At 64.4% G+C, this 23,830-nt stretch carries 19 protein-coding genes; 9 read left to right on the top strand and 10 right to left on the bottom strand.

Features of this window, described 5'->3' with window-relative positions:
* Nucleotides 1-217 precede the first annotated feature (217 nt).
* The 5 genes from EPN59_RS07755 to EPN59_RS07735 all read right to left on the bottom strand — a co-directional run bounded on the left by EPN59_RS07755 (nucleotide 218) and on the right by EPN59_RS07735 (nucleotide 5,561).
* Entirely contained in the window at nucleotides 218-2,488 is a 2,271-nt protein-coding gene (locus tag EPN59_RS07755; RefSeq protein WP_293045826.1) for an amylo-alpha-1,6-glucosidase, read from the bottom strand.
* 333 nt (nucleotides 2,489-2,821) lie between these two features.
* The gene (locus EPN59_RS07750) at nucleotides 2,822-3,604 is read right to left on the bottom strand and encodes an alpha/beta hydrolase (protein WP_293036669.1); all 783 of its coding nucleotides are present in this window, start codon (nucleotides 3,602-3,604) and stop codon (nucleotides 2,822-2,824) included.
* A 390-nt stretch (nucleotides 3,605-3,994) separates the two neighbouring features.
* Nucleotides 3,995-4,414, bottom strand: a complete 420-nt coding sequence (locus tag EPN59_RS07745) for a type II toxin-antitoxin system HicB family antitoxin (protein WP_293036671.1) — start codon at nucleotides 4,412-4,414, stop codon at nucleotides 3,995-3,997.
* Between the two features lie 97 nt (nucleotides 4,415-4,511).
* Nucleotides 4,512-4,697 (bottom strand): type II toxin-antitoxin system HicA family toxin, encoded by a 186-nt coding sequence (locus EPN59_RS07740; RefSeq protein WP_293036672.1) that lies wholly within the window; start codon nucleotides 4,695-4,697, stop codon nucleotides 4,512-4,514.
* Nucleotides 4,698-4,907: 210 nt separating this feature from the next.
* Nucleotides 4,908-5,561, bottom strand: coding sequence for a dienelactone hydrolase family protein (locus tag EPN59_RS07735; RefSeq protein WP_293036673.1), 654 nt, complete (start codon nucleotides 5,559-5,561; stop codon nucleotides 4,908-4,910).
* A 232-nt stretch (nucleotides 5,562-5,793) separates the two neighbouring features.
* On the opposite strand from EPN59_RS07735, the gene EPN59_RS07730 reads away from it, so the two are divergent.
* Complete coding sequence (locus EPN59_RS07730; RefSeq protein ID WP_363928550.1) at nucleotides 5,794-7,338, top strand: DHA2 family efflux MFS transporter permease subunit; 1,545 nt, start codon at nucleotides 5,794-5,796, stop codon at nucleotides 7,336-7,338.
* A 60-nt stretch (nucleotides 7,339-7,398) separates the two neighbouring features.
* Here EPN59_RS07730 and EPN59_RS07725 read toward each other — a convergent pair whose 3' ends face one another.
* The 3 genes from EPN59_RS07725 to EPN59_RS07715 form a co-directional block, all read right to left on the bottom strand.
* Nucleotides 7,399-8,517, bottom strand: a complete 1,119-nt coding sequence (locus EPN59_RS07725) for a 3-deoxy-7-phosphoheptulonate synthase (RefSeq protein ID WP_293038940.1) — start codon at nucleotides 8,515-8,517, stop codon at nucleotides 7,399-7,401.
* A gap of 220 nt (nucleotides 8,518-8,737) precedes the next feature.
* Nucleotides 8,738-9,742 carry a sterol desaturase family protein gene (locus EPN59_RS07720; protein ID WP_293038938.1) on the bottom strand — a complete coding sequence of 335 codons (1,005 nt, stop codon included), beginning with the start codon at nucleotides 9,740-9,742 and terminating at the stop codon, nucleotides 8,738-8,740.
* Nucleotides 9,743-9,787: 45 nt separating this feature from the next.
* Nucleotides 9,788-10,858, bottom strand: coding sequence for a YncE family protein (locus EPN59_RS07715; RefSeq protein ID WP_293038934.1), 1,071 nt, complete (start codon nucleotides 10,856-10,858; stop codon nucleotides 9,788-9,790).
* Between the two features lie 195 nt (nucleotides 10,859-11,053).
* On the opposite strand from EPN59_RS07715, the gene EPN59_RS07710 reads away from it, so the two are divergent.
* Both EPN59_RS07710 and zwf read left to right on the top strand, forming a co-directional pair.
* Entirely contained in the window at nucleotides 11,054-12,370 is a 1,317-nt protein-coding gene (locus EPN59_RS07710; protein ID WP_293045820.1) for an Nramp family divalent metal transporter, read from the top strand.
* 260 nt (nucleotides 12,371-12,630) lie between these two features.
* Nucleotides 12,631-14,106: a glucose-6-phosphate dehydrogenase gene (gene zwf / locus EPN59_RS07705; RefSeq protein WP_293038161.1), complete on the top strand. Its 1,476-nt coding sequence runs from the start codon at nucleotides 12,631-12,633 to the stop codon at nucleotides 14,104-14,106.
* 180 nt (nucleotides 14,107-14,286) lie between these two features.
* On the opposite strand, the gene EPN59_RS07700 is transcribed toward zwf, so the two are convergent.
* The gene (locus tag EPN59_RS07700) at nucleotides 14,287-14,703 is read right to left on the bottom strand and encodes a MarR family transcriptional regulator (RefSeq protein WP_293038159.1); all 417 of its coding nucleotides are present in this window, start codon (nucleotides 14,701-14,703) and stop codon (nucleotides 14,287-14,289) included.
* A 263-nt stretch (nucleotides 14,704-14,966) separates the two neighbouring features.
* Here EPN59_RS07700 and EPN59_RS07695 point away from each other — a divergent pair, with 263 nt between their 5' ends.
* The 6 genes from EPN59_RS07695 to EPN59_RS07670 all read left to right on the top strand — a co-directional run bounded on the left by EPN59_RS07695 (nucleotide 14,967) and on the right by EPN59_RS07670 (nucleotide 22,570).
* The gene (locus EPN59_RS07695) at nucleotides 14,967-16,961 is read left to right on the top strand and encodes an acetoacetate--CoA ligase (protein WP_293038156.1); all 1,995 of its coding nucleotides are present in this window, start codon (nucleotides 14,967-14,969) and stop codon (nucleotides 16,959-16,961) included.
* Nucleotides 16,962-17,215: 254 nt separating this feature from the next.
* A complete protein-coding gene (locus EPN59_RS07690; RefSeq protein WP_293045817.1) occupies nucleotides 17,216-17,953 on the top strand; it encodes a DUF3348 domain-containing protein in 738 nt (245 codons plus the stop codon).
* A 12-nt stretch (nucleotides 17,954-17,965) separates the two neighbouring features.
* Complete coding sequence (locus tag EPN59_RS07685; RefSeq protein ID WP_293036731.1) at nucleotides 17,966-20,062, top strand: DUF802 domain-containing protein; 2,097 nt, start codon at nucleotides 17,966-17,968, stop codon at nucleotides 20,060-20,062.
* Nucleotides 20,059-20,718 carry an OmpA family protein gene (locus tag EPN59_RS07680; protein WP_293036732.1) on the top strand — a complete coding sequence of 220 codons (660 nt, stop codon included), beginning with the start codon at nucleotides 20,059-20,061 and terminating at the stop codon, nucleotides 20,716-20,718. The genes EPN59_RS07685 and EPN59_RS07680 overlap by 4 nt, the downstream gene beginning before the upstream one ends.
* Nucleotides 20,711-21,334, top strand: a complete 624-nt coding sequence (locus EPN59_RS07675; RefSeq protein ID WP_363928549.1) for a DUF2894 domain-containing protein — start codon at nucleotides 20,711-20,713, stop codon at nucleotides 21,332-21,334. Before EPN59_RS07680 ends, EPN59_RS07675 begins: the two co-directional genes overlap by 8 nt.
* A 177-nt stretch (nucleotides 21,335-21,511) precedes the next feature.
* Entirely contained in the window at nucleotides 21,512-22,570 is a 1,059-nt protein-coding gene (locus EPN59_RS07670; protein WP_293045862.1) for an alcohol dehydrogenase, read from the top strand.
* A gap of 974 nt (nucleotides 22,571-23,544) precedes the next feature.
* Here the strand turns inward: EPN59_RS07670 and EPN59_RS07665 are convergent.
* The gene (locus tag EPN59_RS07665) at nucleotides 23,545-23,763 is read right to left on the bottom strand and encodes a hypothetical protein (protein WP_293045814.1); all 219 of its coding nucleotides are present in this window, start codon (nucleotides 23,761-23,763) and stop codon (nucleotides 23,545-23,547) included.
* Between the last annotated feature and the right edge of the window lie 67 nt (nucleotides 23,764-23,830).

The following is a 23,830-nucleotide window of genomic DNA, read 5'->3' as shown; positions in this document are numbered from 1 at the left end:
GTTGCAATTCGTACCGTAGTTTTTATCGTAAGTAGCGCCGCAGACTTAAAAGCCTGCGGCGCTATTTTTTTGTGCTGCACCGAAGCGCGACGACCTCGCCGCCATTCGCAGGCGCTCGCACGCATCTACCGCGCGATGACTTTTCACGCTGCGGCCCTGCGCGGATAACCAGCCGACTCGATAAGCGCACCGGTAGGATTGGGGTGCGCAACGCACGCTACAGCAACGCGACGACCTTCACGTCGCTGCGATCCGCCGACGCAACCACTTTGCCGTCCACGCGGCGGAACGTGAGCGTGACGGCGGCCTTGCCCACACGCAGATCGCGGATCTCGATCCAGTCGATACCTTCGGGCAGTATCGGCTGCTCGACGCGAACTTCGTTGCGCGCCGCATCGATCGATACGCCAAGACACGCTTCGAGCATCATGAACGGCGAGCCCGCGGCCCACGCCTGCGGCAGACACGCAACCGGATAGGCGGTCGGCGGCTCGCCGCGCCGTCGAGGGAAACCGCAGAAGAGTTCGGGCAAGCGCATATCGAACGTGACGGCCGCTTCGAAGAGCGCCTGCAACAGACGCACGGCTGCTTCCTTGCGGCCATATCGTGCGAGCCCGCGCGCGCAGATCGCGTTATCGTGCGGCCAGACCGAGCCGTTGTGATAGGCCATCGGATTGAAGCGCGCCTGCCCTGCCGCCAGCGTGCGCACGCCCCATCCGGTATGGAACAGCGCCGATTCGAGCACGCCCGCAACGGCGCGGCCACGCTCGTATTCGGGCAGGCCGAACGCGAGCAGATGCCCCGCATTCGACGCAAGCACGCGGCACAGCTCGCCGTGACCGTCGAGCGCAATGCCGTAGAAAACCGCTTCTTCCATCCAGTATTTTTCTTCCACGCACTGGCGGATCTTCGCCGCCCGCGCGGCGTAGCGAGCCGAGTCTTCGGCGAGCCCGCGCTGTGCTGCGAAGCGCGCCATCGTATCGAACGCCGAACTCGCGTAGGCCTGCACTTCGACAAGCGCAATCGGACCATCAGGGAAGTGTCCATCCGCGTGAAACACCGAATCATGGCTGTCCTTCCAGCCCTGGTTCGCCAGCCCGCCCTCCGACTCGCGCCGGTAGTCGAGCAGCCCGTGCGGATTGCGGTCGCATACATCCGCCACCCACGCTGCCGCGCGTTCGAGCGCGGGCCACAGTTCGTCGATCAGCGCGGTATCGCCGGTGCGCTCCGCGTAGGCGCCCGCGAGCACGACGAAAAGCGGCGTGGAGTCCACGCCGCCGTAGTAGAGCGCAAAGGGCACTTCGCCCGTCGCCGCCATTTCGCTCTTGCGCATCTCGTGCATGATCTTGCCCGGCGCGGAATCGCGAAACGCCGAAGTCTCGCGCGCCTGGTGCGCCGCGAGAAAGCGCAGCACGCCGCGCGCAAGCGCCGGCGTGAGCCACAGCGTCTGCAGCGAGGTGAAGATCGCGTCGCGCCCGAACGGCGTGGAGAACCACGGAATGCCCGCGTACGGATAGGGACCGGTCGGCAAGTCGGTGGTCAGCAAGCCAAGGTCGGCAATCGAACGGTTGATCCACGCATTGAAGAGCGGATTGCTCGAACGCACGCGCGCCGTCACGCGGCGGCGTTCGCGCATGACGATATGCGAATCCACGAGCGCCGCGCGCACGGCTGCGCGCCCCACGCGCAGCTCCTTGTCATCGGCGAGGCAATGCGCAGGCTGGAAAATGCCCGCGCTCGGCGTGTCGGGCGCGGCGCCCGGCAGGGGCTCGACCTCGATCGTCACCGTCAGGTAGCGCGACACGCAGGCCTGAGCGGGCAACTCGACGGAATAGTCCGCGCGGTCCGCGAAGAGCTTGTTGGGCGGCGGCGAAAACTCGATGCGCACGCGCCGCGCGACCTTGTCGCGGCCAATATATTCGAGCCGCACCTCGCCGTCTTCCACGCGCGGCGGCACGAGCGTGCCGCGCACTTCGCGCTTCAAGCCGCGCACTTCGAACATGTCGCGAAAATCGCTCGCAAAGGAGATCGAGAGCGGCACCGTGGCATCGGTCGTGCCGTAATTCGTGAGTTCGATGGCCTCGGTCATCATCGTGCCCGAGAGCACGCGCGAGCGCTGCACGTGGATCACGCCTTCGGGCGTGGTCTTGCCGCCGAGCGGCGGTAGCGGACGATTGGTGAGATGCGCGGCGAACGCGGTGTTGTCGCTGCTGACGCTGCCGGAGAGCAGCGACGGCGCGCGCCCGCCGAAGGTGAGGCGCAGCGAGGAGAGCACGCGCGTGTCGTTGACGAATAAACCATCGTCGATGCCCGTGATATCGCCGAGCGGGTCGTTGACGATGAATGTATCGCCCGACTTCAGCACATGCTGGTCCGCGCTTGCGACGTCGGGTATTTCGGGTGCGATGAATGCGCCGTCCGTGTCATGGTCGGGATGATCCACACCGCCTGCGCGGGTGACGCCGCCGAGTTCCTCGGGATCCTGCATCGCGTAGCTCCTGTTTCGATCGGGGTTTGTCGATCAGAGTTCGTGCTTCAGCGCTTACCCTGAATGCGTAGAGCGGTGTTGCCGTACGCGTCGCTTTTCCTGATTGTAGAGGCTTCTGTGCCGGCCCGTACATGCGCGTGAGCGCCTCTTGTCGGCATGAAAACTGCGTCACGCGGCGTGCGGCGCGCGGAGAGTCGACGACGAATAGCTGACACAGAACGTCAATCCTCTACTCGACGCGCAGGCTTAAAAAACCAATGAGGACTGCCACAATTTAAAAGTTAAAAAACCGTCGCAGCAAAAAACCGGTCCACCCGACGCGAAAGAAAAAACTCAACTGCGCTCACGCACAAACCGGTCGACGATTGCATTAAACGCCGCGGGAAGCGCGAGATTCATGCCGTGCGACGCACCCATCACGGTGGCGCGCCGTGCATCCCCGAGCCATTCGTCTAGCGCTTCCACCGTGCGATGAAAGACCAGCGGACTCAGCTCGCCGTCGATGAGCAATACGGGGCACGCAATTTCAGCGGCTTTTTCACGCGTGTACGCAGGCAGCGGATCGTGGAATTGCGGCCCGAGCGTGTGTGCGTTATCCGTTGCCATCTTGCGAAACGCGCGCGTGCTGCGCGCCCAGAAGCCCGGCTGGCTGACCGAATCCACGAACAGTTCGAGCCCCGCATCGACTTCGCCGGACTCGATCAATTGCACGGCACGCGCACGCAGCGTATTGACGATCTCCGGCAATTGCACGTGCGCCTGCCCTGGCAACTGGACTGACCCGCCCGGGTCCGCCAGCGTGAGCGTACGCACGAAATCCGGATGGCGCCGTGCGAACTCGAACGACACGCTGCCGCCGCGAGAATGCCCGATCACGTGAGCCGGTCCGGCACCGAATGCTTCGATAAATTCAGCGATTTCGTCCGCGTGCCGGCTCCAGCTAAAAGGCTGATCGTGCACCGCATCGGCTGCGGGCCAATAGTGCGAGAGGCTCACGGAAACGCAGCGGTAATGCTTCGAAAGCCCCGCAAGCTGTGGCTGCCAGTAGCGGTAGTCGCACAGCGAGCCGTGCACGAACAACAGCAATGTCCCTTCGCCGCGCGCGACGAATGGCATGGGCATGCCCCCGGACAATTCAATGAACGATCCGGGCGCGGGAAAAACGGCTTGACTCACGGCACGAAGGAATGAAAGCGGAATAAAAACGGCAGAGCGGCACAGCGAAACGACGAAAGCACCGCGTGTGTCCGTCCGCGAAAAAAGGGGCTATTGTCCCACGACGGCGCGCGCCGCGTGCGACGCACCATTCATCGGATCAATGCCGCTTATCGATGCCGCCTATTCGAATGCATGCGCGAATGCGTGCGCGCCATCATCACGAAGCGGCGCATCATGTGTCCCGCAGCGGGGAAATCGGCGATTACGCCGTTGATTTGACCAGCCTGTTGTGGGGGTGCTCGTTTACGGCTCCTTGATTTTTAGGGACGTGCCCAATAAAAAGATTGCTTAGACAGCTCGAATTTCCAGGCGTTTACCTAATGCGGCAAATGCAGACTCTACCATCTCGATTTTTGAAGAATGATTAAGCTTCAATAACCTGTCCACCTGCACTTGATTTATTTTAAGCCGCTTAGCCAGATCAGATTTGCGCACTTTTTGATTTAGCATTTCATTGGCAAGCAACACCTTGGATACCACCAAGGCTGGTAACGTCACAGTGGGTTGAGCGCGCCCGGGTTTCGAAGGCATCGGAATCTGACGTTTCTCAGAAAAATAGATTTCAAATGCCGCCTCAAGTGCATCAAGTGCTTGTGCGCGCGCATCTTCTTCGCTCTCTCCAACGGTGATTGCTTCCGGCACGTCGGGGAACGTGACAAGCAGCGTGCCGTTTGAATCCGGCGTCAACACGATGGGATACGACAACATTACCTTCTCCAGTATATTTAATACAAATATATAGATTATCAGTTGATACAACCCAATACACAGCGATTTGCAAGCCAGCCCCAGCGGGGCCATACGATCATTTAATCCCGAGCTGCTTCTTGATCGCCTCAACTAACCCCGTACCTATTTCCTTTGCACCGTGGTCAGGAAAAATTGTTGATTTACCATTCAGCGTAACTCGGTAGTGGCTTGATCCGCTTCGGTGTTTTTCGAACTTCGCACCCTGCTTCTTGAGCCACTTCCGGAACTCGCTGTACTTCACCGATTGCTTCTCCTTTTGTCGCGAGGCAGAGGAGAAACTACAACATTTTTGTTGTGTACGTCAAGCGATAAATACAACATATATGTTGCATCAATACGGCCACGCATTTTCACGCTCATGGGCCGTCAGCACTCGGAGAGAGGTTGCCAAAGCCGTAACAAATTTGTTGTTTTTAGGCGCTGCTTTATTTGCCCCACCTTACTGGCGCGTTTATTTGCACACTTCGAGCGCGCGCACGAGCGCTTCGCGGCCAAGCAGCACGCCCTGCGGCGTAATCGCATGGCCCACGCCCGGCAGGACGTACGCGGCCACGGCATAGCCCGCGTCGCTGAACGCGATGGCCGCGCGCTCCAGTTCCTGTGCCGGAATCACCTCGTCGTCCTCGCCGTGCACGAGCGTGAGCGCCGTGCGGCTCTTCACCGCAACGGGCGTCACGAGCCGCCCCGCAAAGGCGACCACCACGGCGGCCCCCTCGGGCTGCGTCGCGACGTGATAAAGCGACATGATCGAGCCTTGCGAAAATCCGACCAGCCCGAGCGCGTCGTAGCCGAGGCTCCAGTGGGCCAGTTCAGCGTCGAGCCGCTTGCGCAGCACCGCAGCCGCCGCGACGACACGCTCTTCGCGGTTGTTCTCGTTGATGTCGCGCAGGCTGAACCATTGACGCCCGCCGAACCCGCCATCGAACGGCTCGCTGCCGTCGAGCGAAACGAACGCAACGCCGGGCAAGGCGTCGCGCCACGTCTCGGCTAGCGGCATCAAATCCTGTGCGTTGCTACCGACGCCGTGCAGCAGCACGACCACCGCCCGCGCAGCGCCCCCCGCTGGCGCAAGCCGCCAGCCCCCATCGAACGATTCCCAGCCCATTGGAAAATCTCCCTTGTTGGCCCGCAGGTCGCAGGAGCGCCGCGCCAGCGGCGGTCGCCGCCCGCCCATTGCGCCCCATCGCGCCCGCATGACAGCCGCAAGCATACGCCGAGCGCAAACGGGTTGGTGCGGGCATGGGCAGACGCCAACCGATTGCGGTTATGCTTGCCCCAAACCGGCGCCGCGCCGTGCACGTTTTATTGTGCAGCCAACGAATCCGCGGAGAACACGCTTGAGCAAGCCCGCCCCGCCGCCCCTCGAAGGCGGCCGCCTGATCCTCGCGACGATCGCAGTCGCGCTCGCGACGTTCATGAACGTGCTCGACACGTCGATCGCCAACGTCGCGATCCCGACCATCTCGGGCAATCTCGGCGTTTCCGTCGACGAAGGCACGTGGGTCATCACCGTGTTCGCCGCAGCCAATGCCGTCTCGATTCCGCTCACCGGCTGGCTCACGCAGCGCTTCGGCCAGGTCCGGCTCTTCGTCGCGTCGATCCTGTCTTTCGTCGTGGCCTCATGGCTGTGCGGCATCGCGCCGAGCCTGCCGTTCCTGCTCGTCGCGCGCGTGATCCAGGGCGCGGTCGCCGGGCCGCTGATTCCGCTCTCCCAGGCCATTCTGCTCGGTTCCTGGCCGAAGGAAAAATCGGCCACGGCGCTCGCCTTCTGGGCCATGACGACGACGGTCGGCCCGATCGCGGGCCCTGCGCTCGGCGGCTGGATCACGGACAGCTACAACTGGTCGTGGATCTTCTACATCAACATTCCGGTGGGTTTGTTCGCGAGCTTCGCGACGTGGTCCATTTACCGCCACCGCGAATCCGAAACACGCAAGCCGCCCATCGACGTCGTGGGCCTCGGGCTGCTCATCGCGTGGGTCGCGTCGCTGCAGATCCTGCTCGACAAAGGCAAGGATCTCGACTGGTTCAATTCGCCCGTGATCGTCGCGCTCGGCGTGACTGCGCTCATCAGCTTCTCGTTCTTTCTCGTCTGGGAGTTGACCGAGGAACATCCGATCGTCGATCTGCGCCTTTTCAGGCAACGCAATTTTCTTGGCGGCACGATTGCGATTTCGGTCGCGTACGCGGTGTTCTTCGGCAATCTCGTGCTGCTGCCGCAGTGGATGCAGGAGTACCTGAATTACCGGTCGGTGGACGCGGGCCTCGTGACCGCGCCCCTCGGCATATTCGCCCTGATTCTCTCGCCGGTGGTCGGCCGCATCCTGCCGCGCTCGGACGCACGCGTGATTGCGACGATCGCGTTCTTGATGTTCGGGGTGGTGTTTTTCATGCGCTCGCAGTACGTGATCGAAATCGACACGTTCCATCTCGTGCTGCCGACCCTGCTCCAGGGCATTCCAATGGCGCTCTTTTTCGTGCCGCTCACCGCGATCATTCTTGCGGGCCAGCCGCCGGGCCGCGTACCGGCCGCAGCAGGGCTCTCGAACTTCGTGCGCGTGTTCTGCGGCGCGGTGGGCACCTCGATTGCGACGAACGCCTGGAACAACCGCACGGTCCTGCATCACGCGCGGCTCACGGAACAGGCTTTCGCCGAAAACCCGGTATTCCGCGATTCCATCGAAAACGTGCAGACGCTCCTGCATGTGAGCGAGCCCACTGCGCGCGCGCTGTTCGATTTCCAGTTGAACGCGCAGGCCGCGATGATGGGCCTGAACGATATCTTCTATATTTCCGCGATCATCTTCGTCGCCATCATCCCGCTCATCTGGATCACGAAATCGACGACGGGCTCGGGCGGCGGCGCGGCGGGCGCGCACTAAGGCCTGAACAAGGCATAACGAGCCGGGCGGCAAGCGAATACGCCGCCGCCCGCGCGCGCCTTACACCTTTCTGCGCGCACGCACCGCCTGCGCGAGCGTATCCAGCACGGGTCCGGTCTGCGCCCAGCTGATGCAGGCATCGGTAATCGATACGCCGTACTTGAGCGGCACGCCCGGCTTCAGATCCTGGCGCCCTTCTTCGAGGTGACTTTCGATCATGACGCCGGTAATCCGCGTGTCGCCGTCGGCGAGTTGCACGGCGATATCGCCCGCCACTTCGATCTGGCGCTGATGCGCCTTGTTCGAATTCGCATGCGAGCAGTCGATCATGACCGACTCGCGCAAGCCCGCCTTGACGAGCGCTTCGCAGCAGGCCGCCACCGAAGCGTGGTCGTAATTCGGGCCGCTCTTGCCGCCGCGCAGGATCACGTGGCAGTCGTCGTTGCCGCGCGTTTCGAAGATCGCGGCCATGCCCATCTTCGTCATGCCCATGAACGCGTGGCTCGCACGCGCGGCGACGATGGCGTCGGCGGCCACCTGCACGCCGCCATCGGTGCCGTTCTTGAAGCCGATCGGGCACGACAGTCCCGACGCCAGTTGCCGGTGGCTCTGGCTCTCGGTCGTGCGCGCGCCGATCGCGCCCCATGCCACGAGGTCGGCAATGTATTGCGGGCTCAGCAGATCGAGAAATTCCGTCGCCGTGGGCAGACCGAGCGCGTTGATGTCGAGCAGCAGTTGCCGCGCGGCGCGCAGGCCTTCATTGATGCGGAAGCTGCCGTCGAGACGCGGGTCGTTGATGTAGCCCTTCCACCCGACGGTCGTGCGCGGCTTCTCGAAGTACACGCGCATCACGACGAGCAGGTCGTCTTTTAGCGCGTCGGCTTTTTCCTTGAGCCGCTTCGCGTACTCGATGGCCTGGCCGTGGTCGTGGATCGAGCACGGTCCCACCACGACGACGAGGCGGTCGTCGCGCCCTTTGACCGCGTCGGCGATCTGCGCGCGGCTCGTTTCGACGAGCGTCTGCGTGTGCTCCGGCACCGGCAGTTCGTCGAGCAGCAGCGCGGGCGAGATCAGCGGGCGCACGGCGCCGATGCGAACGTCGTCGATGCGGGTGGAGTCAACGGTGGCGTCGGCGACGCCGACTTCGTGGTCGTGCTGCGGGTTGTCGATGCGGATCAAGATGCTCTCCTGCCTCGCGCGTGGCGCGGGTCGTGCGGTCCGGAACGGATGAATTCGCGATTATCGCATCCGGCGGCGCGCAGCGTTGGCGAGCACCCGGGCGGGGTTCCAGGCGGACTACCGCATACAAGCCGGGCTTCAAGCCGGACTTCAAGGCGGCATTGCACCGCCCCGGGTGCGCGGGCCGCGCGCGAAGCATGCGGCCTGCGCTTGCCGCGCCTCAGGACGCGGCTTGCTCCCGATAACGCGTGCCGCGCAGACGCCGCGCAATGCGCACGAGCGCACGCCATTGCTGCGCGATCACGCTTTCGCCGTAGTCGCGCCCGTGGCCGAGCGGCGCGGGCAGCTGGTCGCGAATGCCGGTCGGCTCCACTTCAGCATTCCACGACGCGGTGCGAAGCAGCATGTCCCACCACGGAAACAGCACGCCGAAGTTGCAGCCGTAATGCATGCCTTCGTGGCCGTAAACGACTGCGTGATGGCGGCGGTGAAACGCCGGGCTCACGATCAGGCGCTCCAGCACCGGGCCGAACGGCAGACGCATGTTGGCGTGCTGCACGCTCTGCATGAAGTTGCCGATCGCCACGAGCACGACGAATTGCGCGGGCTCGACCCCGATGAAGAGCGAAATGCCGGCGAGAAACGCCGCGTTGAGGATGTCGTCGAGGAAGTGATTGCGGTCGTCGCACCAGAGCGACATTTGTTGCTGGCTGTGATGGACCGCGTGCAGTTCCCACCAGATGCCGATGCGATGCTGCCAGCGGTGATACCAGTAGCCCGCGAAATCGAGCACGACGAGGTAGATCAGGAACGAGACGAAGGGCTTGTCGGTGACGCCGGGCCACAGGCTGTCCACGTCGATGTTCGGCACGTTGTACATCGCCATCAGGCTCTGCCAGTGGTTGAACACCGGCTGCAGCATGAAGAAGAACGCGAGATTCAGCACGCCGAGTTTCGCGATCCACGTGTACCAGACGTCCGCGCGCAGCGCCTTGCGGTCGGCCCACGCCTCGGCGGGCCGCAGCGCTTCGAGCGGACGCAGGACCAGATACGTGAGCACGACTTCGAGCACACCGACGATCACCCAGTAGAGCGCGTCGTAGGTGTCCTCGTCGTAGCTCATGAAGCCGAATTTGTAGAAAAACGGCTGCACCACGTCGACGTAGACGAGCGTTTGCAGCCACGATACGGCGTTATCGAGTTGCGAGACGAGGGTGTCGATCATCGAGTGCCTCGAATGAGTCCTTTGATTGGTGCGGAATGCGTCCGCTCAGTCCGGATTCGGTGCATAAACCGGCGCGCGATTGGCGAAATAGATGCCGTGCGGCGAGCGGCCCACGGGGATCGTGTCGATCAGCTGGCGCGTCGCGAGGTCGATGATCCCGATCTGCTTCGCGAAGCGAAACGTCACCCACAGATAGCGTTTGTCCGCGGCAAGCTCCATGTCGTCGGGACCGGGCAAAAGACCCGTGACGTCGGCGACCTTCTCGAGCTTCCGGTAGTCGAGGATGCTGATCGTGCTCTCGACGCGGTTCGACACGGCCACATGGCTGCCATCGTCGAGATTGCGGAAGTTGTGCGCGCCGCGCCCGGTCTGGATCCGTTTCACGACCTTGCGGTTGCGCCAGTCGATCACGGCCACGTCGTCCTCGCCGGTCATGCCGGCGAGCAGGTATTTATCGCCGGGCGTCATCCACAGGCCCGCGGGCGTGTCGCCGACCGGCAGCTTCCAGAGCACTGTCTGCGTGGCCAGGTCGATCGCGGCGATCTCGCCCGTGCCCTGCAGCGTCACGAACACGGTCTTGCTGTCCGAGGTGAACGTCATGTGGCTCGGCGTCTTCCCGAGTTCGATGCGTTTCACGAGCGTGAAATCGTGGTTGTTGTAGCTGTAGATGTCCATGCGGTCGAGGCGCAGCCCGGTCGTCAGGAACCACTTGCGGTCGGGCGAAAAGGCGAGCTGATACGGATCCTCGATGCCCTCCACGCGGCGCTGCACCTTGCCCGTGACCGGGTCGAGGAACATCAGGTCGTTCGAGACCGAATCCGCGACGATCAGCGACTTGCCGTCGGGCGTGACCATCAGGTGGTGCGGCTGCTTGCCGGTCGGCTCGGTGCCGACGACGGTGCGGCTCGCCTCGTCGATGAGCGAGAGCGCCGCCTCGCCGGAATCGAGCACGATGACACGGTTGCCCGCGCTGTTGACCGCGCTGTTGGCTGCGTTATTGCCGGTGTTGACGACCCTGTCGCCGGCATGGGCGAGCGTGCTGCAGGCGAGCGCGCCCATCAGCACGGCGAAGGCGAGACGGGCCTTGTTTACGGCGATGATCGGGAGTACGGGCATTTCGTCGGACAAACAAATCGAGACAGGCGCGAACCACCGGTTTGTGCTGTGATAGCGAAATCCATCGGCGGCTCGTGCATGGATTTCCTCCTTAACGTGCGAGGGCCGCAATCCGATGACGCGTTTTTGCATGATTCGCGTTGCCGCGCGATGGCGCCCGCCGTTCCGTCCCCCCAAATTTCCGAGGAGCCGTGCATGCACCATCGCACCCGCGACGAACCCGTGCACGACGGCCTGACGAAGCGCACCATTACCGCCGTGCGCGAGGCGCTCGAAGGACGCCGCCGCGGCACCGCGCTGCTGCTGCCGCTTGCCGGTCCGGCCGTCGTGGTGTCGGTGGCGTACATGGATCCGGGCAACTTCGCCACCAATATTCAGGCGGGCGCACGCTATGGCTACGCGCTCCTCTGGGTGGTGCTGCTCGCCAACATCGTCGCGATGCTGTTTCAATCGCTCTCGGCCAGGCTCGGCATCGTCACGGGCCGCAATCTCGCCGAACTGTGCCGCGAACGCTTCCCCGCGCCGGTCGTCTGGGCGATGTGGGTCGTGAGCGAAATCGCGGCCATGGCGACCGATCTGGCCGAATTCCTCGGCGGCGCGATCGGGTTCTCGCTGCTCTTTCACCTCCCGCTCATTGCAGGCATGGCCATTACCGCCGTCGTGACCTACGGCCTGCTGCTGTTCGAGCGCACGGGCTTCAGGCCGCTCGAACTCGTGATCGGCGCGCTCGTCGGCATCATCGGGTTCTGTTATCTGCTCGAACTCTTCATCGCGCCGATCGAATGGCCGAGCGTCCTGCGCCATACCTTCACCCCGAGCCTGCCCGACGCACCGGCCGTGATGATCGCCGTCGGCATCATCGGCGCGACGGTCATGCCGCACGCCCTCTTCCTGCATTCCGGCCTGACCCAGGCGCGCGTCGCGCCGCGCAACGAGATCGAGCGCATGCGGCTATTGCGTTTCTCGAATATCGAGGTCGTGATCGCGCTCTCCATCGCCGGGCTCATCAACATGGCGATGGTCATCACGGCGTCGGGCGCGTTTCACCAGGGCTTCCCGGATGTGGCGGAAATCGAGTCGGCCTATCGCACGCTCGTGCCGCTCCTCGGCGCCAGCGCGGCGGGCATCTTTCTGGTCTCGCTGATCGCCTCGGGCATCTCGAGTTCGGTCGTCGGCACGATGGCGGGACAGATGATCATGCAGGGCTTCGTCGGCTTCCAGATTCCGGTGTGGCTGCGCCGCGCCGTGACGATGGTGCCGAGCTTCGTGGTGGTGGGCTTCGGCATGAACGCCACCGAGGCGCTCGTTGCGAGCCAGATCGTGCTGAGCCTCGCGCTGCCCGTGCCGATGGCCGCGCTCGTCTGGTTCACGAGCCGCGCCGACGTGATGGGTTCGTATCGCAATCGCCCGCTCACGGCCGGGTTCGCCGTGGCGGGCGCCATGGCCGTACTCGCGCTCAACGTGGTCTTGCTGCTCGATACCTTTGGCGTGCCGGTGCCGGGGCTCGGCTAGCGGCGGTGCGCGCTGGCCATGCACCGGCAATACGCTGGCCATGCGCCCGCAATACGCCAACAGCGCGCCAGCAATATGCCAACGGCGGCCAACGACAGCCAACGGCGGCCAACCGCGCGCGATGAATGCCGTGCGCGTGCAAAATCCCCGGAAACCATGCAGTATTAGTTCTTTTCGCCGCTCCCCGTCGCCCGTCCGACGCGGCTTTTTCGAAACCGGTGCGCCACCTGCGCGCCACCATGCGTCACATTCAATCCGCCATGACGAAACAGCCTGTCCAAGCCGTGCCCAACCTGCCCCTCGACATGATCATCTTCGGCGGCGGAGGGGATCTTGCCGCACGCAAGCTGCTGCCCGCGCTCTATATGGCGCACCTGCACAACAATCTGCCCCGCGACACGCGCATCGTCGCGGTGGGCCGCAAGAACTGGACGATCGAGGAATACCGCGCGTTCATGGACGAGCAGTCGCGCCCGTTCGTCGACGCCAAGGCGTTCAACCAGGAGGCATGGGACCGCTTCCTCGGCCTGTTCAAGTACGTGATCATCGACGTGAACGCACCCGCGGACTACGCGCATCTGCGTGAAGCCTCGCGCGCGGACGCGCTGCGCGTGTTCTACCTCTCGACCTCGCCCGAACTCTTCACGACGATCTGCGACAACCTCTCGTCGGCATCGCTCGTGGACGAACGTTCGCGCGTCGTGCTCGAAAAACCGCTGGGGCACGATCTCGCATCGGCGAAAGAGATCAACGAATCGGTGGGCCGCCATTTCGCGGAGTCGCAGATCTACCGCATCGACCACTATCTGGGAAAAGAGACCGTGCAGAACCTGATGGTGCTGCGCTTCGGCAATCCGATTTTCGGGCCGCTGTGGCAGGCGCCGTACATCCGCAGCGTGCAGATCACGGTGGCGGAGACTGTCGGCGTGGGCAGCCGCGCCGGCTTTTACGACCATACCGGCGCGCTGCGCGACATGGTGCAGAACCATCTGCTGCAACTGCTCTGCATCGTCGCCATGGAGCCGCCCGTCTCGCTCGACCCGGACGCCGTGCGCGACGAAAAACTCAAGGTGCTGCGCTCGCTGCGCCCGATGTCGGTCGCCGATATCGCGCGCGACACCGTGCGCGGCCAGTACGCGGCGGGCGCCGTGGACGGCCAGCCGGTGAAAGGCTATCTCGAAGAGGACAACGTGCCGCCCGGCAGCCACGCGGAGACCTTCGTCGCGCTGCGCGCGCACATCAATAACTGGCGCTGGGCCAACGTGCCGTTCTTCCTGCGCACGGGCAAGCGCATGCAAAAGCGCCAGTCGGAGATCGTCATCGAATTCGCGGATCTGCCGTTCTCGATCTTCCCGAGCGGCCCGCGCAATTACGGCAACCGCCTCGTGATCCTGCTTCAGCCCGAAGAGTCGATCCAGTTGCAGATGCTCGCGAAGGAACCGGGCAGCGGCATGAACATCCTGCCCGTGAACCTGAACCTCGATCTGAAGCAGGCAATTCCCGAGCGCCGCGCCGAAGCTTATGAGCGTCTGCTGATCGACGTGGTCCGCGGCCGCCTCACGCACTTCATGCGCCGCGACGAACTCGAAGCGGCCTGGACGTGGGTCGAGCCGATTCTCAACGGCTGGGAGCAGCTCGGCGACCGGCCGCGCACCTACACCGCGGGCACGTACGGGCCGGCGGCTTCGTCGGCGCTGCTGGCGCGCGAAGGCATGTCCTGGCCCGAGGAAGTCTGAGCTTGCTGAATCGCGCGCGGATCGCCTGCGGATAAAGCACGATCCACGCGCGATCCACGCACTTCAGGCCCCGTGTACGCGCGTGTCCATCATCGTCTCGAACGCGTCTGAAATGCGCTGCACGTAAGGGTTCCAAACCCGCAAACGCGATCACGCCGCCCAGCGTCGGTCATCGGCAGATCAGCCCAGCGTCGCGCGCGCCGTGCGCAAACGCGCGACCGTCGCTACGAACGCCTCGCCACCCAGCGTGCGCTTGATTCGCCCGGTCACGGCCGCGCTCGCGCCGTTGAGCGCCTCGCGAATGGCGAGCGCCCTGGCCGTCGGCACGATCGCCACTTCACGGCCGTCGCCTTCGGTGCGCTGACGCTCCACGTAGCCGCGCGCTTCGAGGCCGTCGAGCACCCGCGTCGCCGTGGGCCGCGCGATTGCCAGCAGATCCGCGAGTTCGTGCTGAAGCACGTGCGGACGATCCAGCACGGCGCGCAGCATGAAAGCCTGCGGCGGTGTGAGGTCGAAGGGCTCGAACGCACCGGACCACTCGCGTTCCAGCCGCCGCGCCAGCGCCGCGGTGTTGAAGTAGAGACACTGATCGAACATTCGCCAAGCATAGCCCCATTTCACGCACCACGTCCCCGCCCCGATAAACGGTAAAAAGCGGAAAAAAACGGGAAAAAAACGGCGATAAAGCCCGCGACCAGGCACGCAAACAATGACGCAACCGAGCACGACAAACCGCGCGGCACACGTGATCTCGGCGTTTAACCGGGTGGCGGGCCGGGCGCAAAAAATGGTACCCAATGCCATTGAGCGCGCCCGTGAATGAGCGCCGCCCCATTCGTAACCGCCAGGAAACCGAAAACGTGAGTCCGTCCCCCGAAGCAAACGCACCGCTCGCCTGGGCGCCGTCGCCCGAAACCGTTGCGAATGCACGCATTACCGAATTCATGCACTGGCTCGCGCGCGAGCGCGGCCTCGCCTTCGACGATTACGACGCGCTCTGGCGCTGGTCCGTCGACGACCTCGACGCTTTCTGGTCGGCGATCTGGGACTGGGCCGGCATTGCCTCGGATACGCCGCGCGGCCGGGCGCTCGCCGATGCCGCGATGCCCGGCGCGCGCTGGTTTCCCGGCGTGCAGTTGAACTACGTCACGCAGGCGTTCCGTCATGCGACATCCGCGCGGCCCGCCATCGTTCACCGCAACGAGGCGGGTGAGGACGGCGAAATAAGCTGGGCCGAACTGGAGCGCCAGGTGGCCGCGCTCGCGGCAACGCTGCGCGGCATGGGCGTGCAGCGCGGCGACCGCGTGGCGGCATTCATGCCCAACATCGCGCAGACGGTCGTCGCGTTCCTGGCCACCGCGAGCGTGGGCGCAATCTGGTCGGTGTGCTCGCCCGACATGGGCCGCCTCGCGGTGCTCGACCGCTTCCGCCAGATCGAGCCCGCAGTGATGATCGCAGCCGACGGCTACCGGTACGCAGGCAAGCCGTACGACCGCCGCGCGCTGCTGCACGAACTCCTCGGCGAGCTGCCGAGCGTGCGCCACGTCGTGCTCGTGCCGAATCTCGACGCGCAGGCGAATGCCGCCGAATTCCCGCACGGCGTCGCATGGGCCGCGGCCATTGCAGGCGACGCGAGACTCGAAACCGAATCGCTGCCGTTCGATCACCCGCTGTGGATCGTCTATTCGTCGGGCACGACCGGGCTGCCCAAGCCGATCGTCCACTCGCACGGCGGCATCGTGCTGGAGCAGGTGAAGATCGCGGCGCTGCATTTCGACCTGCGCCCCGGCGACCGCTACAACTGGTATTCCAGCACCGGCTGGATCATGTGGAACTGCCAGGTGGGCGGCCTGCTTGCGGGCGCAACCTTGTGTCTCTACGACGGCAGCCCCGGCTATCCCGATCCCGGCGCCTTGTGGCGTTTCATCGGCGACGCGCGGGTCGACTTCTTCGGCGCAGGCTCCGCGTTCTATCAGTCGTGCCTGAAGGCGGGCATCGAGCCGCGCCAGCTGGCCGATCTGTCCCGCCTGCGCGCGGTCGGCGCGACCGGCTCGCCGCTGCCGCCCGAGGCCTACCGGTGGATTCTCGATCATGTCGGCGACGTGTGGATCGACGCGATTTCCGGCGGCACCGATTTCGCCGGATGCTTCCTGGCGGGCGTGCCGACGCTGCCGGTTCGGCTCGGCGAAATGCAGTGCCGCTGCCTCGGCGCGCGCGTCGAGGCATTCGACGACGCGGGCAAGCCGCTCATCGACGAGGTCGGCGAACTGGTCTGCACGGCGCCGATGCCGTCGATGCCGCTGCGCTTCTGGAACGACGCCAACGACACGCGCTATCGCGACAGCTATTTCGACGTCTGGCCGGGCGTGTGGCGTCACGGCGACTGGGTGCGCATCACGGCGCACGGCGGCGCGGTCATCTATGGCCGCTCCGATGCGACCATCAATCGCCACGGCATCCGCATGGGGACGAGCGAGCTTTACCGCGCCGTGGAAGATCTTCCCGAGGTGCTCGACAGCCTCGTCGTGGACCTCGAATACCTGGGCCGTGAGTCGTACATGCCGCTCTTCGTCGTGCTGCGGCCCGATCACGTGCTCACGCCGGAATTGACGGCGGCGATCCGCGAGCGCATCAAGGTCGCACTCTCCGCGCGGCACGTCCCCAACGACGTGTTTCAGGCGCCGGGCGTGCCCCGCACGCTCTCCGGCAAGAAGATGGAACTGCCGATCAAGAAGCTGCTGCTCGGGCAGCCGCTCGACAAGGTCGCCAACCCGGGGACGATGGCCAACCCCGAGACGCTCGCCTGGTTCGATGCGTTCGCACGCGCGCTGGAACAGCGGCGGGCGAAGGGCTGAGGCGGCCAGACCGCGCGAGGCCCTTGCATCGTCTTGCATCGCGCCCGTTTCGGCGTGTTTTGAGCGGGGCTTTTTGCGGGGCTTTTTGCGCGGCTTCAATCACTGCTTCGATCAATGCTTTGGTCACTATTCCGCGCGCTCAAAACACGCTGCCCGCAACGCCAAAATGCCCCGTCAACCCCCTCCGCCGATGAGGCTCTCACGGCCCGAACCGCGCCAGCGTGTAAACTGCTGCCTTTTTTGCTTCTCGCAGCATGGTGCAAGCCCCCCGGCGACCGGCGCTGAGCGGACCAACGCTCGTACGCCTGCTCGCGCAACTCGCCGATGCCGACTTCGCCGAACCGCCGCAGTCGCTCTCGGACCGCCTGAGCCAGTGGCTTGTCTGGACCGACGCCATCGCGCTGTCCACGGCGCTGAGCGGACAGCCGCCAGCCGTCGCAACGGGTACGGCGGGCGCGCGCGCGTTCGGCGGCGACGATGCGACAAACCTCTGCACGAGCGTGCGCAGCGCGCTGACGAAGGTGATCGCCCGCGAGCACGCGCCCGCCCAGCGCGGCGTGCGTGCCGCAGCCCACGTTGCGCCGATGGACGAACCTGCCGGCCAGGTCGACTACGGCGAATATCGCCAGCGCCATCTCGCGATCCAGCAGACGCTGGAAACCGAAATCGGCCAGTTGCGCGGCCGCCTGCGTGCGATGCTGGCGGCAAAAACGCCGGCGCTCGCGCGCCTTGCGGCGGTGGACGCGATCATGGAGCGCTCGCTCGGTACGCGCGAGCGCAGTCTGCTGGCTTCGGTGCCCGCCTTGCTCGGCGCGCACTTCGAGCGGCTGCGCGCGGCACAGGCCGCGGGCGAGCCGGAAGCCGCCACAGCCACCCCGACTGGCGTGTGGCTCGACAGGTTCTGCAAGGACAGGCAGAGCGTATTGCTCGCCGAACTCGAAGTTCGGTTTCAACCGGTGGAAGGACTGCTCGCAGCCCTTCGCGCCCGCTAACCCCATAGTTTTATGTCCCGATTTCGTTTCGACCTCGTTGTATTTCTCGCCGGTTGTGCGGCGCTCTGCTGGATCGCCTTCGGCTATCTCGGCACGAATCCGCTGGCGCTCGCCGTCACGCTGCTGATCGGCGCCTGCTATTTCGCCGGCGCACTCGAACTGTGGCGCTATCGGCAGGCAACCGCCACGCTCGAACACGCCGTGACCGCGCTTGCCGAGCCGCCCGCCACGCTCGGCGCGTGGCTCGAACGGATCGATCCCGGCCTGCGCGGCCCGGTGCGCCTGCGCGTGGAAGGCGCGCGCGCGGCCTTGCCCGGCCCTGCGCTGACGCCTTATCTGGTGGGCCTGCTCGTGCTGCTCGGGATGCTCGGCACGCTGCTCGGCATGGTCGCCACGCTCAAGGGCACGGGCGCGGCGCTGGAAAGCGCCGTCGATCCGCTCGCGATCCGCGCTTCGCTCGCCGCGCCGGTCAAGGGGCTCGGCTTCGCCTTCGGCACGTCGATTGCGGGCGTCGCCACGTCGGCCATGCTCGGGCTGCTCTCGGCGCTCGTACGCCGCCAGCGCAGCGACGCGGCCCAGCAACTCGACACGCGAATCGCCACGACCTTGCGCGTTTTCTCGCATGCGCATCAACGCGAAGCGAGCTTCCAGTTGCTGCAACGCCAGGCCGAGGCCATGCCCGTGCTCGTGGATCGCCTTCAGGCGATGATGCAGGCCATCGAGCAGCAAAGCCTCGCGCTGAACGAGCGGCAGATCGCCAGTCAGCAGCAGTTCTTCGGCAAAGTCGAAGCCACCTACGCGGAACTCGCCGCATCCGTCGCGCGCTCGCTCAAGGATGGCGCAGCCGAAAGCGCGCGCGCCGCAGGCGCGGCGATCCGCCCGGCCGTGGAAAGCATGGTGCAAGGCGTCAAGGCCGAAACAGCCGCGCTGCACGCTGCCGTCACGCAAGCCGTCGAGCAGCAGATGGCCGGACTCTCGACCAGCCACGAAACGACGGCGGCCACCGTTTCGACGCTCTGGCGCGAGGCTCTCGCCGATCATCGACAGTCGAGCGCAACGCTGGCTGCCGATCTGCGCACATCGTTCGAGCACTATGCGGCAACCTTCGAAGCACGTTGCGCGGATCTGATCGATGGCGTCGCCGCCCGCCTTGATCGCTCGGCGGGTACGGCAGCCGAAAACTGGAGCGCGGCCCTTTCGCAGCAAACGCGCGCGAACGAACAACTCGCCGCCGATCATCAACAGGCCTTGTCCGTTGCAGCCGCAACATTCGAGCAGCACGCGGCTGCGCTGCTGCGCAACGTGAATGCATCGCACGCGCAGTTGCAGGCGGGGCTCGTGTCGCAAGACGAGGCGCGGCTCGACGCGTGGCGCGAGAGCGTCGCATCGATGAGCGCGACGCTCTACGCACGCTGGGACGACGCAGCCGTGCAGAACGCAACCCGCCAGCAGGCCATCTGCGACACGCTGGAGCGCACCGCGAGCGCCATCGCCGCGCAGACGCAGGCCCAGGCGCGCGACACCGTCGCCGAGATCGCGCGGCTCGTCGAAGCCGCCTCGGAAGCGCCGCGCGCCGCCGCTGAAGTGATCGCCGAACTGCGCCAGAAGCTCTCGGAGAGCATGGTGCGCGATACCGCGATGCTCGAAGAACGCAGCCGCCTGCTCGCCACGCTCGAAACCCTGCTCAACGCCGTGAATCACGCGTCCACGCAACAGCGCGGCGCAATCGATGCGCTCGTCACCACGTCGGCGGAACTCTTCGAGCGCGTCGGCGCGCAATTCACGGAGCGCGTCGAATCGGAAACGAACAAGCTCGACGGCATCGCCGCGCGGATCACACACGGCGCCGTCGAAGTGGCGAGCCTCGGCGATGCGTTCGGCGCATCGGTGCAGGCGTTCGGCGAATCGAACGCGCAACTCGTCGAGCAACTGCAACGCATCGAAGGCGCGCTCGACAAGTCGCTCGCGCGCAGCGACGAACAGCTTGCGTACTACGTTGCGCAGGCACGCGAAGTCGTCGACCTCAGCATGCTGTCGCAAAAGCAGATCATGGAAGGTCTGCAGCAGCTTGCCGCGCGGCGCGCAGCAGCGGGAGCCGAAGCCGCATGAGCGAGGACATCGACGGCGGCATCGACGGTGGTTTCGAACCTGCGACGCCCATCTGGACCGCTTTCAGCGACCTGATGTCGGCGCTGCTGGGCGCGTTCGTGCTGATCCTCGTGGCGGTGACCGGCGTGCAGCTCGAACTCTCGACCAAGCTCGACCATGAGATCAAGCAGCGTCAGCTCGAAACGCAGCGGCGCAAGACACTCGAACAGGCGCTCGCGGGGCCGCTCGCATCGGGCCGGGTCACGCTCGTCAACGGGCGCATCGGCATTAGCGGCAGCGTGCTGTTCGCCCTGAACTCCGACCAGTTGCAGCCCGAAGGCCGCACACTGCTCAAGAGCCTGGCCGGGCCGCTGGCCGCGTATCTGAAAGCGCGAGACGAGACGCTGATGGTGAGCGGTTTCGCCGACGACCAGCAGGTGCACGCGGGCAACCATCGCTTCGCCGACAACTGGGAACTATCGGCACAGCGTGCGTTGACCGTGACGCGCGCGCTCATCGACGAAGGCGTGCCCGCCTCGTCCGTGTTTGCGGCGGCGTTCGGCTCCGAGCAGCCGGTGAGTTCTAACGCGGACGCCGTTGGCCGGGCGAAGAACCGGCGCGTGGAAATCGCGCCGGTCCCGCGATCGACGGCCTCCGGCGGTGAGCGCGGTGAATAACGACGCCAGGGACGCTAACGAAGCGATGCCGGACAAGGCGTCATCGAACGAAGCGCAGCGCGGCGCGGATCGGCTCGATCCTGTGCGCGCCCGCTTCATCGAGGCGCTGGAACGGCGCACGGCAAATCAGAGCGGCAAAGCGCGCGAATTGCTGAATGCCACGCTATCCGAATTGATTGCGCAAAATTCGGTGTCCTCTGGCGACGCCGAATCTTCCGTGTCTGCCGTAGCGCCGATCGATCGCGCGCCCGCTCCGGGCCCGCTGCGCGAACTGGCCGACCTGATGAACGATCCGGCGAACTGCCGCGCGCGGCCCTCCGCGCCCGAAATGCTCGACTACTTCCGCCGGACCTGGGCCACCGTGCGCACGGAAAGCCAGTTGCGCCAGTCGCTCGTGCAGGTTCCGCAAAACGCGGGGCCGCTCAATTCCAGCAGCCTCGTGCATCGTGCGCTTTCGTTGATGCGCGAGCTTTCGCCCGGTTATCTGCAGCATTTTCTTTCCTACGTGGACGCGCTGTCCTGGATGGAGCAGCCAGGCATCGCCGACGCGGTTGCCAGCAAGGAGACGCCGCGCACGACCGGCGGCAGGAAGAGCGCGCGCAGCAAGGCACGCTAGTCCGCGCGCCCTTCAGCCGCCCGGGTGTTCGCAACACGCGTTCGCTAAACGGGTTCACGACCCGCATCAAACCACCCGGCCCCCACGCACGGGCGATCCGCTATGATGCGGATGATTCGCCATCGCTTTCCTCATCGCTTAACCGTCCTACTTTCATTCACGGAGATATCGATGCAGATGCGCTGCTTTTGCGTCACTGGCCACGGCCAGCCGCTCGAACTGATTCACCAGGACATCCCGCAACCCCAAGGCACTGAAGTCCTCGTACGCGTGAAGGCGGCGGGACTGTGCCACTCGGATCTGCATATCTGGGAGGGTTACTACGACCTCGGCGGCGGCAAAAAACTCTCGCTCGCCGACCGCGGCATCAAACTGCCGCTCACACCCAGCCATGAAATCAGCGGCGAGGTCATCTCCGCAGGCCCCAATGCGGGCCCCGTGCAAACCGGCATGATCGCCGTCGTGCATCCCTGGATCGGTTGCGGCGCATGCCCGGCCTGCCTGCGCGGCGAAGAGAATATCTGCGTGAGGCCGCAATCGCTCGGCGTCATGCGGGCAGGCGGCTTTGCCGAATATGTGATCGTGCCGCACCCGCGCTATCTGGTCGATCTCGGCGGGCTCGACCCCATCAAAGCCGCACCGCTTGCCTGCGCAGGCGTCACCACGTATTCGGCCATCAAGAAGTTCGGCGACCGCATTCATGAAACGCCGGTCGTCGTGATCGGCGCAGGCGGTCTCGGGCTCATGGCCATCGAGGTCATCAAGGCGCTGGGCGGCAAGGGCGCGATTGTCGTCGATATCGATGCGGACAAGCGCGAAGCCGCGCTAAAGGAAGGCGCGCTGGCCGCCATCGACGCACGCGCGCCCGACGCCGCGACGCAGATCGTCGAGGCCGTGGGCGGAACCTGCGGCGCGCGCGCCGTGCTCGATCTGGTCGGCTCGACATCGACCGTTTCGCTGGCGCTCGATTCATGCGCACGCGGCGGCCATGTGGTGATCGTGGGCCTGATGGGCGGCGACATAACGCTGGCCTTGCCGATCATCCCGATGCGCCCGCTGTGTATCGAGGGCAGCTACGTCGGCACGCTCGCGGAGTTGCGCGAACTCGTTGCGCTGATGCGCGACGGCAAGATCCGGCCCGCGCCGGTGACGACCCGTCCGCTCGACGAAGTCAACGACGCGCTTCGTGCGCTGCAGCAAGGCCGTGTGGTGGGACGGCAAGTGCTGATTCCCTGAGCCGCGTCAAACATTGTTCGCAGCGCTTGTCGTGCTTCGCGAGACAGGGCTGCGAATGGGGCAACGGGGCTTGCCGGTCGCAGTGATCAGGTCGCGCAGCGTACGCGAGACTTCCAATTTGCGAATTTCTTCGGCTGCGCCGGATTACCCGCATGTAAACCGGCTGTAATGTTCCGTCGATAACCTGGGTCCGCGACAAGATTCTCACAAGACGAGACATCTTGAGATTGCCGCGATGCTCCGCACTCCAAATTTTCCTAATGAACAAGAATGACCTCAATACAGAAACAGATGCCTATTTTCAAACGCCTGCGGCCATTCTTGGGGAAGTCAGAACTATAGTGTCCAAGATATTAAAGTCGCAGGTCGAATATATCCGTGCGATGCGCCTTGAACCGCCTGACTTCAGCAGCGTCATTGAGTCGAGTAATGTTTAACCTTTAATTTGATCATGGATTCTGCCAGTGCGAAGAAATTCCTCGTCCTGTACTAAATATGTCCATCGTCTCATACGTAGCCTGATAGTCATGCTTCTCGTAATTTCCGGGTTCCGAGTGGCTGCATGGTCCGCAAGTCATCCAACGCCCGAAGAATCCCCGCAAATCCCCGGATATTCATCAAAAAGCGGAAACGCCTTCGTGTACCAAAAAGTACCACTCGGCGATTCCACAGAACCCGAGTATGTGTTTGTCTGGTATTTGGGGGAAGAGTCGGGCGGTCCATTGATTCGATACCAGGATGGACCGATGACAGCCACACTATCGTGCTACGAAAACTGCCGATACGTGAGATGGAGCAGAATTTCAGAAGGCAAGGTCATATCAAGTGGCAGGATTCGTGTAATCAACGATCCCTTGATTCATTCCATCATCCGCGACGCAACATCGGGCCTGCTAAATTGACACCATCATGCAACTGCTGTCAGTGCGCCGCCCTCGCCGCCCGTCTCAGCGCCTGTTTGACATCCGGCGGTGCTAATCCCAGAAATTACGAAACGCCACCGCAACGATTACAGGCACGCAAAGCACCAGCGGGATCGCGAAATACGGAATCTCCAGATCGACGATCCAGCTATAAACCAGCCAGCCGACGCCCAGGCCGAGCGTAAGCAGCCCCACGAGCGCCGTAAGGGTGTTCAGCACCCAGGGAGGTGGCTGCTTGCGCCTGGGTTCGTTCTTCGGGGCGGGATTCATCTTGGAGGCAATAGAAAAAACGTCTTGATCCGGGCATTCGATGGCGCATATCTTACTCCGCCCGTCA

The organism is Paraburkholderia sp., assembly GCF_004298475.1.
GTDB lineage: Bacteria > Pseudomonadota > Gammaproteobacteria > Burkholderiales > Burkholderiaceae > Paraburkholderia > Paraburkholderia denitrificans.
Note: the sequence above shows the minus strand (reverse complement) of the source record. Positions and strands in the feature narration are given on the sequence as shown.

What these genes read in the sequence shown, in the direction of transcription:
- EPN59_RS07755 (WP_293045826.1), bottom strand. Translation starts at nt 2,488, where the DNA reads ATGCAGGATCCCGAGGAACTCGGCGGCGTCACCCGCGCAGGCGGTGTG.
- EPN59_RS07750 (WP_293036669.1), bottom strand. Translation starts at nt 3,604, where the DNA reads ATGCCATTCGTCGCGCGCGGCGAAGGGACATTGCTGTTGTTCGTGCAC.
- EPN59_RS07745 (WP_293036671.1), bottom strand. Translation starts at nt 4,414, where the DNA reads ATGTTGTCGTATCCCATCGTGTTGACGCCGGATTCAAACGGCACGCTG.
- EPN59_RS07735 (WP_293036673.1), bottom strand. Translation starts at nt 5,561, where the DNA reads ATGGGCTGGGAATCGTTCGATGGGGGCTGGCGGCTTGCGCCAGCGGGG.
- EPN59_RS07720 (WP_293038938.1), bottom strand. Translation starts at nt 9,742, where the DNA reads ATGATCGACACCCTCGTCTCGCAACTCGATAACGCCGTATCGTGGCTG.
- EPN59_RS07715 (WP_293038934.1), bottom strand. Translation starts at nt 10,858, where the DNA reads ATGCCCGTACTCCCGATCATCGCCGTAAACAAGGCCCGTCTCGCCTTC.
- EPN59_RS07710 (WP_293045820.1), top strand. Translation starts at nt 11,054, where the DNA reads ATGCACCATCGCACCCGCGACGAACCCGTGCACGACGGCCTGACGAAG.
- zwf (WP_293038161.1), top strand. Translation starts at nt 12,631, where the DNA reads ATGACGAAACAGCCTGTCCAAGCCGTGCCCAACCTGCCCCTCGACATG.
- EPN59_RS07700 (WP_293038159.1), bottom strand. Translation starts at nt 14,703, where the DNA reads ATGTTCGATCAGTGTCTCTACTTCAACACCGCGGCGCTGGCGCGGCGG.
- EPN59_RS07690 (WP_293045817.1), top strand. Translation starts at nt 17,216, where the DNA reads ATGGTGCAAGCCCCCCGGCGACCGGCGCTGAGCGGACCAACGCTCGTA.
- EPN59_RS07685 (WP_293036731.1), top strand. Translation starts at nt 17,966, where the DNA reads ATGTCCCGATTTCGTTTCGACCTCGTTGTATTTCTCGCCGGTTGTGCG.
- EPN59_RS07680 (WP_293036732.1), top strand. Translation starts at nt 20,059, where the DNA reads ATGAGCGAGGACATCGACGGCGGCATCGACGGTGGTTTCGAACCTGCG.
- EPN59_RS07670 (WP_293045862.1), top strand. Translation starts at nt 21,512, where the DNA reads ATGCGCTGCTTTTGCGTCACTGGCCACGGCCAGCCGCTCGAACTGATT.
- EPN59_RS07665 (WP_293045814.1), bottom strand. Translation starts at nt 23,763, where the DNA reads ATGAATCCCGCCCCGAAGAACGAACCCAGGCGCAAGCAGCCACCTCCC.